At 62.1% G+C, this 18,466-nt stretch carries 3 protein-coding genes; all 3 read left to right on the top strand.

Annotated features, from left to right (window positions below):
• Window position 1 precedes the first annotated feature (1 nt).
• Window positions 2-13,759 carry a VCBS domain-containing protein gene (locus OEL57_RS01640; RefSeq protein WP_300736158.1) on the top strand — a complete coding sequence of 4,586 codons (13,758 nt, stop codon included), beginning with the start codon at window positions 2-4 and terminating at the stop codon, window positions 13,757-13,759.
• 22 nt (window positions 13,760-13,781) lie between these two features.
• Window positions 13,782-15,104 carry a TolC family outer membrane protein gene (locus OEL57_RS01635; RefSeq protein WP_300736155.1) on the top strand — a complete coding sequence of 441 codons (1,323 nt, stop codon included), beginning with the start codon at window positions 13,782-13,784 and terminating at the stop codon, window positions 15,102-15,104.
• A gap of 42 nt (window positions 15,105-15,146) precedes the next feature.
• Window positions 15,147-18,466, top strand: a 3,320-nt coding sequence (locus tag OEL57_RS01630; protein ID WP_300736151.1) for an ATP-binding protein, incomplete at its 3' end; no start/stop codon positions are given.

Below are 18,466 nucleotides of genomic sequence, written 5' to 3'. Positions count from 1 at the left end.
CATGAAAGATAGACCAGTTATACAAGAACTTACCGCCGAGCAGCAGGAACAGCTGCTGAAAAGAAAGTTTACTGATCTTACTGCCGAACAGCAGGCTGCGCTGCTCAAGACCAAAGACAAGGCCCTGGGTAAACTTGGTGAGGCAGAAGGAGACGAATCCGGCACCGTAGTCTGGGATGAAAAAGTAGCCGACCGGCAGCACCTGTCTGGTGCTGATTCGTCCAAGGGTTCACCGGGGAGTGTCGCACATGCTGGCATCTTCTCGCAGGCTGACGCGCCCCATGCCGATTTTTCACACCAACAGGCAGCCGGTCAACCGGCAGATCATGAAGCCAGCCGACCGGTAGGTTCTGCGGTGGCCCATGCTGCAAGCCCCCTGTCTCAGCCCGTTGTACCAGGCAGTGCAGATGCCGTTGCCCATAGTGCAGGCCTCAGTGGACAGGTTGGCAGTGTTGCCAGTGCAGTGCCCCATCCTGCCGGTGCTGCAGCAGTATCGAGAACAATGCCTACGGCTGCTTCGTCTGCTAGTGGACAGGCTGCTGCCGCCCACACATCCGGCAGTGGTGCCGGTGTACCGGCCACTCCCCCACTGCATATCCAGGGGACGGTAAGCGGAGCTGTAACAGAAGATAGCCAGCTGGACAGCAGCGGCACATTGTCGGTAACCGGCGGCGCCCCCGGTGCACACCAATGGGCGCTCGGCACCCCCACCGGTCATTACGGCACCCTCGACCTCGGTCAGGACGGCCAATGGCACTATCACCTAGACAGCAGCCTGCCCGCTGTCCAGGCGCTCGGCGCCGGGCAGCAGGTCACCGAACGCTTCCTCGCCTTTGTCACCGATGCCCAGGGACAGACCCAGCTTGCCCAAATCGTTGTCAACGTCCATGGTACCAACGATGGCGCTGTGATCACCGGTAGCCATGCTGACCAGGTGACCGAGGATCAGAAGCTTATCGCCAGCGGCAAGCTCGACGTTACCGACGTCGACACCGGTGAGGCCCATTTCCAGGCTGGTGACATCACCGGCCAGCACGGCACCCTGCACCTGGCTGCCGACGGCCAGTGGACCTACGACCTCGATAACGCCGCCGCTCAAAAACTCGGCGCTGGCGAGATGGCGACCGACACCCTCACAGTGCGCTCGGCCGACGGCACCACGCAACAGATCACCATCACCCTCCACGGCACCAACGACCAGGCCGTCATCGGCGGCACCGCCGTCGGCACCGTGACCGAGGACACGCTGACGGCGTTCTCCGGCAAGCTCGACATCACCGACGTCGATAACGGCGAGGCCGCAGTCCAGCCGATTTCCCACGGTGCGGGCCAGCATGGCGAGTTCGTCGTGGCGGCCGACGGCAGCTGGACCTACACCCTGAGCCCGACCGATGGGGCCGTGCAAGCCCTGCGCCCGGGCGATGCACCGCTGACCGATACGATCACCGTTACCAGCAAGGACGGCAGCACCACGCAGACCCTCACGGTCTACATCCAGGGCACGAATGACGCGCCCACGCTCCAGGCCACCAGCCAGCAGACGCACGAAGACGACCCGCTGTTGCATGGGCAACTGATCGGCCATGATGTCGACAGCACCGACATCCTCGTCTACGGCACCACCCAGGCCGTGCCCGGTTTCACCCTGCACGCCGATGGCAGCTACGACTTCGATCCGTCCAACACGGCCTACCAGCACCTCGCCCCGGGCGCCCAGGAGTTCATCAACATCCCCGTCACCGTCACCGACCAGGCCGGCGCGCGCAGCACCGAGACCCTGCAGATCGTCGTCACCGGCACCAACGATGCGCCGCTGATGATGACGGTGCCGCCCATGGCGACCTTCGAAGGCAGCGCAGTCATCCACAACCGCCTGTTCGCCATCGACCTCGATGACCACGAGGTGCTCACCTTCCGGGCGACCGCCCCGGTGGCCGGCTTCACGCTCAACCCCGACGGCAGCTATACCTTCGATCCGTCCGACCCGGCTTATGACCATCTGCCCTTCGGCCAGCCGCAGGTGATCAGCATCCCGGTCGAGGTCGTCGATGCCTCTGGCGCAAGCGCGCAGCGCACCCTCGAGATTACCGTCACCGGCACCAACGATGTGCCCACCCTCGGCGTCACGCCGATGCGGCACGTCGCCGAGGGCGCCGGCGTCGTCAATGGCCAGCTCACCGCCACCGACCCTGATACCGGCGACACGCTGAGCTACAGCCTGGCCCAGCACATCCCGGGCCTGACCCTTGACGCCGACGGCCAGTACCACTTCGATCCGGCCGATGCCCACTACAACTATCTGGGCGCCGGGCAGAAAGCGATTGTGACGGTGCCGGTCATCGTCACCGACCAGCACGGCGGCAGTAACGGCGGGTTGCTGCAGATCACCGTCACCGGCACCAACGACGTGCCCATCGTCGCCGGCATCGACCATGCCGTGGGCTCGGTGGCCGCTGCCCAGGGCGGGCGGGTCGTCATCAGCCACCAACTTGCTGTTCTCGACCTCGACCAGGGCGAGGGCCACTTCCAGGCGCAGTTGCTGACCGGCACCTACGGCGTGCTCGAGATCAAGGAAGACGGCACCTGGACCTATACCGCCGACGCCCGGCAACCGGCGATCGTTTCACTGCCGGCCGATGGCCACCTGCCCGAGCAGTTCACGGTGCGCACGGCCGACGGCACCACCCACACCATTGACCTGCAGATCAAGGGCGCGAATGCTCCTGCGATCATCGCCGGCGTCTCCGCCGACCATATCGACGAAGACCAGACCGGCACGATCCGGCAGCATCTCAGCATTATCGACCCCAACGCGGGCGAGGCGGCCTTCCAGCCGGTAGACCAGGTGACTCAGTACGGCCACTTCACCCTGGCGGCCAATGGCGACTGGACCTATCAGCTTGACAACAGCAACCCCGATGTCCAGGCCCTCGTTGCCGGCAAAACCCTGACCGACAGCATCCTCGTGGGCAGCGTCGACGGCACACCCAAGGTGCTTTCCGTCACCATTCAGGGCACCAACGACGTGGCAGTGATCGGCGGCACGCACACCGGCGATGTCATCGAGGACAACGTCGGCACCGGCACCACGCTGCACACCGAGGGGCAGCTCGTTGTGACCGACCCGGATGCCAACCAGGAACACTTTATCGCCATGCAGGGCATCCCCGGCGACCACGGCTACGGCACTTTCAGCATCGACGCACAGGGCCACTGGACCTACACCGCCGACAACAGCGCTCCTAAAGTCCAGGCGCTCCAGGGTGGCCATCAGGCTACCGACAGCATCGAAGTCATGACGGCCGATGGCACCCGCCAGACCATTACGGTAACCCTGGCGGGAACCAATGATGCGGCTGTGATTACAGAAAACAGTCCCGGAAATCCGGTTAAAGAAGATACATTGACTCGTGGATCAGCCTATTCCCAAGCCTCAGGCAAGCTTGAGGTAACCGATACTGACCAGGGTGAAAATCACTTTAAAGCTGAATTCCATGGCGTCAGCGATAGCGGTTACGGTGGATTTATCGTGGCACCTACAGGCGCATGGATCTATCGACTCGACAACAATAACCCGGCCGTGCAGGCATTAGGTGAAGGTGAACCGCTCACCGATACATTCACAGCCTATTCAGCTGATGGTACCGCGCATACCGTCACCGTGCATATCGTCGGTACCAACGACCAGCCGACCATCTCCACGACCCTCAGCGTGCAGGGCACCGAAGACCAGGACATCACGCTCGGCACTGCTGATTTCGGCTTCCATGACGTGGACGCGAGCGATACGCTGCACCATGTCACCCTGACCCAGCTGCCGGATGGGGCGACACAAGGGCAGTTCCTGCTGAACGGCCAGGCGGTCACGGCAGGCCAGCAGATCGACGCGACAGATATCCCGCATCTGGTGTTCCGGCCCGTTGCCAACTTTAACGGCGACGTTGCCTTTGGCTACAAAGTCAGCGACGGACATGTCGATTCCGCCGCCGCCACCGGCACCCTGCACGTGGCCAGCGTCAACGATGCGCCCACGACGCCAGCCGCCAGCCTCTCCGGCACCGAGGACACCGTCTACACCTTCTCGGCCGCCAATTTCGGATTCAGCGACGCCGACGCCGGCGACACCCTTCAGCATGTCACCGTCACCGGCTTGCCGACAGCGGCCCAGGGCCAGCTGCTGCTCAACGGCCACGCCGTCACCGCCGGACAACAGATCGCCGCGGCCGACATCCCGCACCTGAGCTTCCAGCCCGCTGCCAACTTCAACGGCGATGTCGCTTTCAAATACACGGTCAGCGACGGTCATGCCGACTCGGCCGAGACGACCGGCACCCTGCACGTGGCCAGCGTCAACGACGCCCCCACCGTCACCGCCGTCGATGCCACCCACGCCGCCAATCTTGGGGCCGCCTTTGCCGGTGCCAGCCAGACCTTCACCGAGGCGCAGCTGCTTTCCCTCGTGCATGCGGCCGACGTCGATCACGACACACTCGCGATCAGTGCCGTCAACATCGACCCCGCGATTGGCAGCTTCACCCGCGCCGCCAGCGGCGACTGGACCTTCCATCCGGCCGGCACCGCCCATGGCGACCACCTGCCAGTCACGCTCACTGTCAGCGACGGTACCGCCACCACCACCGCCCATGCGGAAGTCGCCGTCCGTTCGACGCTGACAGGCGTCACCGGCAGCGTCAAGGAAGATGCCGCCACCACAGTCATCACCGGCGACCTCTCCTCGACCAGTGGCGGAACCCTGCATCTGGGCGACCACACCATGGCCGGGCACTTCGGCAACCTCGATCTGCGCGACCAGGGCCACTGGGTGTACACCCTCAACAACAACGCAGATGCCGTGCAGGGCCTGAAAGAAGGCGAGACCCGCACCGAAACCTTCACCATCCAGGGTCCGAACGGGCCGGCGGACATCACCATCACGCTCACCGGCACCCACGATGCGCCGCTGATTCAGGTGACGCCCCCGGCACCGGCCGACATCCGCCAGGTTGCCCAGGTCGCCGAATTCACCGGCGCCACCGATCTCAGCATGTACACGAGTGCGCATGAGGGCGTCCCGGTCGGCACCCGCATCGTCGGGCTCTACCTGCCGGGCGACAGCCACAACCTGCTGGCCAGCATTGCCCACGGCGACCTGCCCGTAACAGCTGCTAACTACAACACCGGCAATCTCGCTGCTGCCGGAGCCGGCTATATCTATCTGGCCCAACACCAGTGGTTCGGCCAACACCTCGACGGCGGGCCGGCGCGTTACGCGCCGCTGGCACCGAGCATTCGGAACAACTTCGATGGCGGCCTGGTGGTCTTCGAAGACGGCACCGTTGGCCAGCTGGTCAAGGTCTGTGACGACGATCGTCCTGGTGGCCCCGGCGACTATATCTATCTGAACAAACTGGTTGGCGTAAACGCCAATACCGGAATTTCCGTGCTCTCCGGCACCGCCGGCGCCGGTGATTCGGTGCAAGTCGTCGAGGGTTACCTCGTCCTCGGCACTACAACGGCCGATGCCCAGGGGCATTGGCAGCTGGGTGTGCCCAAGCTGTCGGATGGCCATCACTCCATTCATACCGTAGTCAACCACATGGTCACCGACTCCGTGGACGTCCAGGTTTCAGGCAATCAAGCCGATGTAAGGATGCCCAACCCTATCCTTGGCCAAACCACCGAGGATGACGCCGCCCACCAGACCCTCTCGGGCCAGATGCATGTTACCGACGCTGATACGGGTGACCATCCGGTGTTTACCGCCCAGTCGCACACCGCCGGTCATTACGGCAGCTTCGCCGTCGACGCGCAGGGCCACTGGACCTACACGCTGGACAACAGCCGGGCTGCCACCAATGAACTGGCCGCTGGCCAGACCCGCACCGAAACCTTCACCGTCGAAGTCACCACCGACAGCGGCGAGCACGTCAGCCAGACCGTCACCGTCAACGTCACCGGTACCAACGATGCGCCGGTCATCACCTCCGCGGTGAGCAGCGCAAGCGGTGCGGTGACCGAAGATGCCGCCACGACCACGGCCACCGGCACCCTAGCGGCCACCGATGCCGACGCCGGCGCGCACCTCACCTGGTCTGTCGCGCAGACTGCCGGCACCTACGGCCATCTCGCCATCGATCCTGCCACCGGCCAGTGGACCTACACCCTGGACAACAGCCGTGCCGCCACCCAGGGCCTGACCAGCGGACACCCGGGGAGCGAAACCTTTACGGTCACCGTCACCGACGAGCACGGCGCCACGGCCACCCAGACCGTGACCATCGGCGTCACCGGCACCAACGACGGGGCGGTCATCACCGAAACCGGCACGCAATCCGGAGTCACCGAAGACACCAGTGTCCTGACGAGCACCATACAGGGGCAGACGCATCACTCGCTCACCTGCATGGGGCAACTGGCCGTAACCGATGCCGATCAGGGCGAGGCCACCTTCGCCGCCGCGCATGGCCAGAGCAGTGCCGGCCTCGGCTCATTTGCAATCTTGCCCAACGGCAGCTGGACGTATGCGGCAGACAACGACAACCCAACCATCCAGGCACTCCCGGCCGGAAGGCAGATCACCGATTCCTTCGAGGTGCATAGCGCTGACGGCACCACCCACACCGTCACCGTCACCATCACCGGCAGCAACGACGCGCCGACCGTCACCTCGACAGCGGGCAGCGCCACAGGCGCAGTGACCGAAGATGCCGCCACGACTACCGCCACCGGCACTCTCGTAGCCACCGACGTCGACGCCGGCGCACACCTCACCTGGTCCATCGCCCAGACTGCTGGCACCTACGGCAATCTAGCCATCGATCCATCCACCGGCCAGTGGACCTACACCCTGGACAACAGCCGCCCTGCGACTCAGGCCCTCAACGTCAATGACCATCAAACGGAAACGTTCACCGCTACGGTCACCGACGAACACGGCGCGGCCACGACCCAAACCATTACGCTACAGGTCACCGGCACCGACGACGCCGCCACCGTCATCGACATGGGTTCGCACGTCGCCGATCTGGCCCGTGCCAATCTGGAGGCGGCCGGCATGGTCCGCGCCACCGACGTGGACAGCGCCGCGCCGCACATCGTCGAGCAAACCGCCACCCAAGGCCAATTCGGGCAGCTTTCCGTCAATGCCCAGGGCATCTGGCGCTTCCAGCTCGATCCGTCATTGCCCGCCAGCCAGGCGCTGGCCAGCGGGCAGACCGACCACGACACCTTCACGGTGCGCTTCAGCGACGGCACCACCCACGACATCGTAATCGACATACGCGGCACCAGCCAGGGGCCACAGGTCGTCAACAATGTGGTCGATTTGGGTGCTGGTGTATCTGACCAGCCGCAGACATTTACCGAAGCTACATTACTTTCCTTATTTGGCGCCACCAACCCCGGTGGCGGTTCGCTGACGGTCTCCGATGTGCACATCAACGCGCAGTACGGCAGCTTTGCCCACAACCCGGATGGCAGCTGGACCTTCACCCCGGCACAGGGCGTCAGTGGCAATGACATCCCGCTGACAATCAGCGTCACCGACGGCACGGCCACCACCTCGGGGGCTGGGGTGATCGACATCACCCCGCCGCCCAACACCGCGCCGACCGTGACGGCCGATGCGACCCATGTCGCCAACCTCGGCGCCACCGCCGAGGACACCGCCAAGACCTTCACCGAGGCAGACCTGCTTCAACTGGTCGGCGCCGCCGATGCTGATGCCGGTAACGTCCTCCACGTGGGGAGTGTGGCGGTCGACCCGAAATTTGGTGCATTTTCCAAAGATGCCGTCACCGGCGACTGGACCTTCACCCCGGCCGCCGACTTCCATGGCGACCAGGTGCCGCTGACCATTGCCGTCACTGACGGCACCACCTCCACCGACGCACACGCCAAACTGGCGGTGACCGCCGTCGATGATGTGCTCACCGTTGCCGCTGATGGCTCGCACCCGGCGCCGATGCCTGACATCGCCGTCAACACCGAGACCACCTTCACCAAGGCGCAACTGCTGCAACTGGTGGGCGCCGCCGACCCGGATGGTGATGCGCTCAGCATCACCGAGGTTCATATCGACCCACGCGCCGGCTATTTCGCGCCGCAGCCCAACGGCGACTTTATCTTCAAGCCCGCCGCCAACTTCCACGCCGACGACCTGGACATCACCCTCAAGGTGACGGATGGCACCTCGACGGTTGAGGCCCACGCCCAGCTCGACATCAAGGCCACGCCGGGGCAATTGGCGATCACCACGGTCGACAATGCCCTGCATACGACCAGCAGCTTCGAGACCACCTCGACTGACCTCGCCATCCACGGCACGGCCGTCGGCCTGCCTGATGGCACGCCGATCACCCTGCACCTGGCCGACAAGAACCACCCAGAAAACACCTTCGACCTGCACACCACGGTGACCGGCGGCGCGTGGAGTCTGAGCTTTGATCAAAGCCAGGTGCTGGTCGATGGCAACCACGACTGGGCCGTCACGGCCCACGCCACCGACCTGTTTGGCACCGCCGTCGATGCCAGCACCGAAGTGCTGTACCAGGACACACCCACCGCTTCAGCCCAACATGGCACGGCGGCCACGTCGCTCGACCTGCTCTCGGGCAGCGTCGCCGGCACGGCAGTGCAGCATGTGCAGTATTCCTCCGACGGTGGGCAATCCTGGTCCGATCAAGTGCCGGCCGGCTTCACGCTGGCCGCCGACGGCCACACCCTGCAGGTTGATCCGACCAGCAGTGCGTTCAGCAGCCTCGCCCACGGCCAGCAACAGCAGGTGCAGGTGCAGTACGAGATGGCACAGGCCGCAGACCCCTCGGCAGGAACCATCCACCAGACCGCCAGCGTCACCATCACCGGCAGCAACCACGGCCCGACCGTGACGGCCGTGGATGCCGCCCACGCCGCCAATCTGGGGGCGACGACCGAGGACACCGCCAAGACCTTCACCGACGCCGACCTGATCCGAATGGTGGGCGGCAGCGATGCCGACCACGACGCGCTGCATGTCGCCGCGGTGCGCATCAGCCCGGAATACGGCAGTTTCGCCCACGATGCGGCCAGCGGCAGCTGGACCTTTACCCCGGCGGCCAACTACGACGGCAGCCACCTGCCGATTTCCATCGAGGTCACCGATGGCTCTGCCACGGCCACCGGCCACGCGATGATCGACATCACCCCGGTGGCAGACACCCCGGTGCTCGGTATCAGCCTGGGTGCCGTGCAGATGAGCGCTGCTTTAGGTGCGCCATCGGATACAGCGGTCATGAGAAGTCCGGGGGCTGCGTATGGCCCACACATCGCAACAGATTTTGGTGACATGATTGGCACGGGCGCTCATTTGATTCCCGAAGATCAAGCCTGTGTGGATGACCTGAAAGCCGTCATGATCATGGGACACCTGTTTCAGGTAACGGGTATAGAAGATACGCCAGAGGGTCGCGCGGCCGTGCTCGATCTGGGAGGTGATAGAAATAACGCATTTCTCTTCAGCGACCATCCGGGCCAGGAGGTGACTTTTATCTTCAAGGATGATGCGGCACATAGCGATCCGCAGCATGCATCCACTTCATGGTCACTAAAGTTCTACAACGTACCTGGCCAACCTGTGGGCGAAGACTATGTAAATGAACAGGCCGGATGGACCGGATGGACTGACCCGCAAGCTGGTTATCGGGAAGGAACCATTACCAACCGTCAGGGTCCTCCCTCCGACTCGCATTTCACGGCCAGCATTCCCGAAGATACCGGTGTCGAGCTGCACATCACCCTGAGCGACCCGGATACCTCTGAACACCTTGCGCTGCAGGTGGCCGGCTTGCCGCAGGGGGCCACGCTCTCTGCCGGAACGCACAACGCGGATGGCAGCTGGACGCTGAGTCCGGACCAACTGCCGGGGCTGATCATGACCCCGCCAGCGGATTTTTCCGGTGACATTCACCTGGCGGTTACGGCGACGTCAACCGACCACACGCTCACGGCCGACAAGCTCATGCAGCTTGATATCACCGTCGATCCGGTGGCTGAAAAGCCGGCCCTGTCGGTGATGAATCTGGCGGATTCGATGGAACACTCCGGTGCTGTAGCACTGGATATCGACGTCAATGTTCACCATGACGCTGGTGAGACGCTCAGCATCACCATTCAAGACCTGCCTTCCGGAGCGACGCTTTCCGCCGGCACGCATAACGCGGATGGCAGCTGGACGCTGACACCGGCAGAGTTGCAGGGATTGAAGCTGACGCCGGATGTGAACTGGTCGGGTTCCTATGCGCTGAAGGTGACTGCGACGGCGATGGAGGCTACGGGTGAGACGACCACTACCACGCGTTATGTGGGTGGCACTGTTCACTCGGTATTGGATATGACCGTGTCGATGCAGGATGTGACCACTTCTGCTGGTACCGAGTTTCAGCTGCCAATCCAGATTGGCTCCCAGACGGATAGCGGCGAACAATTCTTGTCCGCTCGTATCGAGTTACCCTCAGCCGATTGGGTAGTCTATGTAGCTCATGCGTTTTATCAAGTAAAAGCCGCGGATGGCTCGAATGCTGACCCGCAAAATCCGCATGCAGGAGGGCCTTTCCATGTAGATATACCGCCTCAATATGTTGGAGACCTCTCACAGGTAGATATTCAGGCACCACCAGGCTTCCATGGAGATGCGCAATTGCGTCTCACCGCAGAAATTACTGACGACGGTACTCACCATCCGATCGACCTGCCATTTACCGTGACGGTCAGTGATCCGGGCCAAGCCCACTTTGCCGGTGATCTGGCCGGGACGACGGCGGACGACGATTCGAGTGTATCCGGGCAATTGATCGTGACCGACCCCGATGCCGGGGAAAACCACCTGATCGCGCAGACCGATACCGCCGGCCATTACGGCAAGTTCTCCGTCAGCGCCGATGGCCAGTGGACCTACACCCCGGACGACCGCGCGGACGCCATCGCAGCAGGAGACTCCCATCCGGAAGTCTTCACCGTCACTTCCGCAGACGGTACCACCCACGATGTCACCATCACCGTCACCGGCAGCAATGAAGGGCCCAGCGTATCCGCCACAACGGCCGACCTCGGCGCTACCCTGGAAGACACCGCCAAAACCTTCAGCGAAGCCGACCTGCTGCAACTGGTCGGTGCCCATGACGACGCTGCGGGTGCAGTCATGCACATCGGCGCGGTCACGGTCGACCCGCAATACGGGGCATTTTCCAAACAGGGCAGCGACTGGGTGTTCACCCCCACCGCCAACTTCGACGGCAGTCATCTGCCGGTCACGGTCCAAGTCACTGACGGCACGGCCACCGCTACGGCCCATGCCGCCCTCGATATCACGCCGGTGGCCGATACGCCGACGCTGAGCGTGGCCCTGGGGGCGGTTTCAGCCGGAGCCGCGGCCGCAAGCAGCACGCCGCAGCTCTCATCAACGGCGGAACTCACTTGGAAGGATGGCAGCAGTCTTACCCATGATGAATTGACTTTCGATTCCAACTTTTTCGACGATATTGACCGATGGGGAATTAGCCCATACGGGGGAGTCGATCCGACCCTGATTACCGGTATGCGCATCGATGGGCAGGATGTCGCCGGCGCACCTCAGGTCATCACAGACATAGGGGGTGTCCCTTTGGTGACCTTTGCCGGTTTGACGCCCGCGGCTCTGGAGGGGGCGCAGCGTATCGAGGTGATCTTCGGTGGGCCCACTGATGCATCCGTCCGCTGCTGCTTGGTACCGCATGTGGTAGCCGCGGACATGTGGAGCCCGGGCTCTGCCAATACAGATTTTTTTCTTGATCGCGGCGCGGGCGGTGCGGGGTCAGCCGCACAGGCGGTGTCGTCGGACCTGTATGAAGACCACGATGTGCCGCTGGTGATCACCGCGACCTCGCCTGATGGTTCGGAAACCCTGTCGGTCACCCTCAGTGGTCTCCCTGCTGGAGCAACGCTCTCTGCCGGCACCGACAACCACGACGGCAGCTGGACGCTCACACCCGCCCAGCTTCCGGGCCTGGCGCTCACGCCGCCGCAGGACTTCAGCGGCACGATCCCGCTGCATGTCAGCGTCACCAGCACCGACGGCACCGAGTCCGCCAGCACCGCCACCGACCTGCAGCTCACCATCCACCCCGAGGCCGAGCAGCCAACCTTGACCGTGGCCGACCTCTCCAGCCACGAAGACGCCGGCGCCATCGCGCTCAATATCGGCTTGCAGTTGGACATCGACCCCAGCGAGACCCCCTCGATCGTCATCAGCGGCCTGGTGCAGGGCGCCACCCTGAGCGCCGGCGTTCACAACGCGGACGACACCTGGACGCTGACCCCCGCCCAGTTGCAGGGGCTCACGCTCACCGCGCCAGACCAGTATGCCGGCACCCTGCACCTGACCGTGACGGCCACCTCCACCGAGGCCAGCGGCGAATCCGCCACCCAAACGGCCTACCTCGCCATTCATGTCGACCCGGTGCTGGACATGTCCATGAGTGCGCATGACCTCACGGTCTCCCCCCAGCAGGCCGGCGGCATTGCGCTGCCGCTCGACTACAGCGGACTAGGCGTGGACAGCAGCGAGGCACTGGGCACCGACTTTGCCCTGACCCTGCCCAGCGCTGACTGGCGTGTCGAGGTGAATGGACTTGGCACGGGCCAAACGGGTACGGATATCCACTTGCTGGGCAGCCAACTCGCCAACGCGGTGCTGATCCCGCCGCCCGGCTTTACGGGCGATGCGGACATCCGGCTCACCGGCTCGCTGGTCGATGGCACGCTGAGCAGCCCGGTGGATCTGCCGTTTACCGTGCATGTGCAACCGCCGCCGGCCCCGGCGCCCGCGCCCGCACCCCAGGCCGATGAAAACGCTGGCGACCAGCCGATCGACACGGCCGATACCCTTGTTGCGGATGATGGCAGCGCCGTTGGCCAAACGCCCCACGATGCACTCGCGGTGGCCTCCGCCGATGACCTGGTCCACCACGACACGGTTGCGCCAACCGGCACGGATCATTCAGTCGCTGCAGATGTTACCCAGCATGTCGATCCAATTCCGCATGTTGAGCCGGTAACCCATGATGCTGTTCATGAGATGGCAGCAGCTGACAGTCACGGCATGCCGGAGACAGAGAATGTCGTTAATGTTGATACACAGCATCAGGACCCGCTGGCAGGATATATGCAGTTTGCAGATCATGCGGCTTCCGCTGCACTTACCAATGAATCAGCGGTCGTTACGGATGACGATGGCGGTGGTACATACGTACACGATATGATCGGTGTGGAGCCGGCCATGGACCCGGCCCACCACGACACGGTAGCGATAACCGGTGCGGATCATTCTGCCGCTGCAGATGTTACCCAGCATGCCGATCCGGTTCCGCATGTTGAACCTGACAGCCATGGCATGCCGGGGACAGAGAATGTTGTTAATGTTGATATACAGCACCAGGATCCGCTGGCCGGATATATGCAGTTTGCAGATCATGCGGCTTCCGCTGCACTGACCAATGATTCAGCACTGCATGACACTCCGCTGGACAGCTATCTGACCGCGGCGGGGGTGGATCATGCCGATCTGTCTGCTGCTGCTGCAACGGCACCGACACCGGAGGAACTGGGTACGCTTGATCTGCATCATGATCAACCGCTGACGGATACAGCCGCGCATCCCGACAGTACCCATGATGATACGACCGTTGCTGTTGCCGACGCTTCAGCCCTTGGACTGCACGATGACCCAACACACCACAACGTGTGATTCTGCTGTGAGGTTTTTGCCTATGAAACTGATTTCCTGTCTTATGCTTGGTCTGCTGATCAGCTCGACTGCCTACTGCGCCGACCTGGCGCAGCTGTACCAGACCGCAAAGGTCAATGACCCGACCTTTAGTGCAGCGCGGGCAACCAGGGACGCCGCTGAAGAAAAGTACTACCAGGGGCGTTCAGGATTGCTGCCCAGCGTGACCCTGAGCGGAAACGTGAACTGGCATGATCAGGATGTTCGAGACCGGACTGCCAATACAACAGCACATAACAGCTATGACAGCTACGGCTATAACCTGAACCTGACGCAGCCGCTTTTCCGCTGGCAGAACTGGGTAGGGTTTAATCAGTCAAAGCTGCTGGTGTCACAGGCGGATCTTGTCTACCGCCAGGCGGAACAGGAACTGATCCTGCGTCTTGCCCAGGCGTATTTTGATGTGCTGTATGCCTCTGAAAACCTGCAGGCGGTGCATGCCTTGCAGAAGGCAATTGATTCGCAGCTGCAGAGATCCCGCAACGCCTTTGAGGTGGGAGTGGGCATTCAGACGGATGTGTTCGAGGCTGAATCACGCTATGATCTGGCCCTGGCTCAGGTGGCCTCTGCCGAGACCGATCTGGCAATCCGCCGCCAGGCATTGCAGTTGATTACCGGCCAGCCGGTGGACAAGCTTGCCCCGCAGCGCCGGGGGGTGGCGTTACCGTCACCGCAGCCGCTGGATAGCAAACAGTGGCTGGAGAATGCCCGCACCAACAATCTGGCGGTCCAGCAGCAGCAGTTGAATGTTAAGGTTTCCTCCAGCGAGGTGGACAAGCAGCGGGCCGGCCATTATCCAACCGTGGATTTTGTGGCAAGCAAAGGCTACAATGATACGCTATCTTCCGGCCACCGTCAGGGGACTGATGAACTGACCGCCGGCATCCAGATTTCCATTCCGCTTTACCAGGGGGGGGTGGTGACATCCCGGCAGCGTGAGGCGGTAGCCAACCGACGGGCGGCCGAGTCTAACCTGACCGCTGCCCAGCGGGCAGCCGAACTTTCGGCCCGGCAGGCCTATCTCTCAACGGTTAATGGGCTGGCCCAGGTGAAGGCGCTCCGTGCGGCGGTGGAATCTTCCATCAAATCAATGGATTCAAACCGGGCTGCCTTTGATGTGGGTATCCGGGTGAACATCGATGTGCTGAATGCCGAGAACCAGGTTTACTCTGCCCGGCGTGACCTGGCACGGGCCTATTTTGATACCGTGATGTCGCAACTGAAGCTGAAGGCTGCTGTGGGTACCCTTGGCGAGGATGATCTGATGGCGGTCAACGGGCTGCTGGACCCAAGTCAGGGGATTTGATGATCTATTCTACGCTGCTGCAGACAATGCGGAGAATGTGTGATGGATACTGATCGTACGACAGCTGCTGCACCGGACGCTGAGCGACTGAATGAGCGTCGTATCCAGACGCTGCTGGTCAGGCTTGGCTGGAGTGTGCCACTTACCCTGGTGGCGGTGTCGCTACTGGCGGTTGCCCTCTTCTACCTGCTGCAGGCCCGCCCGCTGGCACAACGTTACGCGGCGGCAGAGCGGCGGGAGGCATCGGCGCGCGTTGTCGCCCATATGCAGACCATGGCAAACCAGTTGGAGGAAGTGCTGCTTACTTCTCGCCACTGGGTTGACAACGGTCTGGCCAATGTGGATGATCCAGCCACCTTCAACCGGATTTTCATGCCGGTCATCCGCGAGCATGGGGTGATCAGCAGTGTGCACCTTGCCACTGACGAGGGGCGCGAGATCCTGCTGCTCAAGTCGCCAACCGAATGGAAAAACCGGATTACCGACATTCCCCGCCACTCAAAAACACAGCGCTGGCTTCATTGGAGTGACGCCCGGACGCTGAATGCTGAAGAACGTATTGAACAGGACTATGACCCCCGCCAGCGCCCCTGGTTCAGTGAGGTGGTTTCTCAAGCTGCAGAAGGCAAGATCCACTGGACCGCCCCCTATATTTTTCAGACTACCCGTGACCCCGGCATTACCGCCTCCCTGAGTTGGACCGACCGGCGCAGTCAGCGCAGGTTCGTTATCGCCTTTGATATTTTACTGAGCGACATTTCAAAGATTACCCGGACCATGAGCTACGGGAAGCATGGCCGTGTGGCGCTGCTGACTGCTGACGGAAAGGTGCTGGGACTGCCGCGCGGTGGCGGGTTTGACAACGATGAGAGCATCAGACGCGCGGTGCTGCAGCCGCCTGAAAAGATCGGTCTGACAGCAATTGCCGAGGCGCTACGTAAACTTGGCAGCGGCACCGGCCAGGTGGCGGTACCGGCGAATGACAATCAGCGCACGGAGGAATGGATTGTTACCTTTGAGCGGCTGGCCTTCAAGAATCAGGAGCTGCGCGTTGCTACTGCAGGGCCGGCACGTGATTTTTCTGCCTGGACGAACCAGCTGATCATGGCCCTGGCAGGTCTGCTTGCCGGGATCATTCTGGTGGGGCTTCTGGCGGCGCGACGGATTGCGGTTGATGTCGGCCGTCCGATCACGCAGGTTTTCAAGGATCTGGCAGCATCCACCCAGGAAATTACCGAACAGCGGGCCACCCTGCAGGGCATTCTTGATACCAGCCCGGTTGGTACCGCCTTTACGATTCAGGGCCGGTTTCGCTACACCAACCCGGAGTTTCGCCGCATGTTTGATGTGCGGGAAGGTGATACGGCGGCGGGCATCTACGCAGACCCTGCTGATCGGGTGAAGCTGTTTGATGATCTGGCCCGTGAAGGAACGATACGGAACCGGGAGATGCGGCTGCGGGCCACGGGGGGCGAGCTGCGTGATTATCTGGTGACCTACATGCCGTTTGTGCATGAGGGGGAACAGGGGGTCATGGCCTGGGTGCTGGATATTACCGAACGCAAACAGATGGAGGAGGAGATCAAGCGGGTAAACTTCCTCTCGGACATTGCGCTTGAACTGACCAACAGCGGCTACTGGGTGGTTGACTACCATGACCCGGACTACTACTACCAGTCGGAGCGGGCCGCCCAAATTCTGGGTGAGCCGATCAGGCCGGACGGTCGTTATCATCTGAAGGATGAATGGTTTGCGCGCCTTGAGGAGGCGAATCAGGAGACGGCTGACCTGACAGCGGAACGGTATCAGGGGGCCATTGACGGGAAGTATGATCACTATGATGCGATCTATGCTTACAAGCGCCCTGCAGATGGCACTATTGTCTGGGTGCATGCCGCCGGCAAGCTGGTGCGGGATGAGCAGACCAACAGCATCCGCTTCATGTATGGCGCCTACCAGGATATTACGGCACAGAAGGCAGCCGAAGACGAGATCAAGCACGCCAGGGAGGTTGCCGAGGAGGCCACCAGGGCCAAGAGCGAGTTTCTGGCCAATATGAGCCATGAGATCCGTACCCCGATGAACGCCATCATCGGCATGTCGCACCTGGCACTGCAGACGGATCTGAACAAGAAACAGCGCAACTACGTCGAGAAGGTCCATCGTGCCGGGGAAAATCTGCTGGGTATCATCAACGATATCCTGGATTTTTCAAAGATAGAGGCCGGCAAGCTGAGCATGGAGCAGGTGGAGTTCCGTCTTGAGGATGTCATGGACCACCTTGCCAATCTGGTGGGGCTCAAGGCTGAGGACAAGGGACTGGAGCTTTTGTTCAATGCAGCATCGGACCTGCCCACGGCGCTGATCGGTGACCCGCTGCGCCTGGGGCAGATCCTGATCAATCTTGGCAACAATGCGGTCAAGTTTACGGAGTCCGGTGAGATCGTTGTCGGCGTAGAAAAGGTTGCCGAGGGTGATGGAGAGGTGGAACTGCATTTCTGGGTACAGGATACCGGCATTGGTATGACCCCGGAACAGTGCGGCAAGATGTTCCAGTCGTTCAGTCAGGCCGATGCCTCGACCACCAGGAAGTACGGCGGCACCGGGCTTGGGCTGGCAATATCCAAGAATCTGGTGGAGATGATGCAAGGCAGGATCTGGGTTGAGAGCGAAGCCGGCAAAGGCTCGGTCTTCCATTTTCATGCCCGCTTCGGTCTGCAGCAGGTGCCGATGCCGCGCCGCATGCCGCTTGCCAAAGAGCTGCAGGGACTGCGTACGCTGGTGGTGGATGACAATGGGACTGCCCGCGAGATTCTGTCAGACATGGCCAGCGGCTTCGGGCTCGCGGTTGCTACTGCCTCAAGCGGCCAGCAGGCACTGCAGATGGCTGCTGCAGCACTGCAAAAGGGACAGCCATATCAGCTCGCCCTGATGGACTGGAAGATGGCGGATCTGGATGGTGTGGAAACGGTCAGGCGGTTGCAACATGAACTGGGCAGCCAGGCGCCTGTTACCATCATGGTGACTGCATACGGCAAGGAAGATGCGCTTGGATCCGCCGGCGAACAGGGCGTCAACCTGCAAGCGGTTTTGTCCAAGCCGGTAACGCCATCATCACTGCTTGAAGCGATCGGTGCTGCCTTGGGTACAGCGGGAGCACCAGAATCACGCGCTCGGGAAAAGGCCGATACCCACGCTGATGTTATGCGTCAGCTGCAGGGGGCGCGCCTGCTGCCGGTTGAAGACAACGATATGAACCAGGAACTGGCGCTTGACCTGCTGGGGCAGGCCGGCATTACGGTAGTCATTGCCAATAATGGTCAGGAGAGCCTTGCTATTCTGGCAAAGGATACTGGATTTGA

Source organism: Trichlorobacter sp. (assembly GCF_030247655.1).
Classification (GTDB): domain Bacteria; phylum Desulfobacterota; class Desulfuromonadia; order Geobacterales; family Pseudopelobacteraceae; genus Trichlorobacter.
Note: the sequence above shows the minus strand (reverse complement) of the source record. Positions and strands in the feature narration are given on the sequence as shown.

Bases quoted from the DNA above. Each gene is read 5' to 3' on its own strand.
- OEL57_RS01640 (WP_300736158.1), top strand. From the start codon at position 2: ATGAAAGATAGACCAGTTATACAAGAACTTACCGCCGAGCAGCAGGAA.
- OEL57_RS01635 (WP_300736155.1), top strand. From the start codon at position 13,782: ATGAAACTGATTTCCTGTCTTATGCTTGGTCTGCTGATCAGCTCGACT.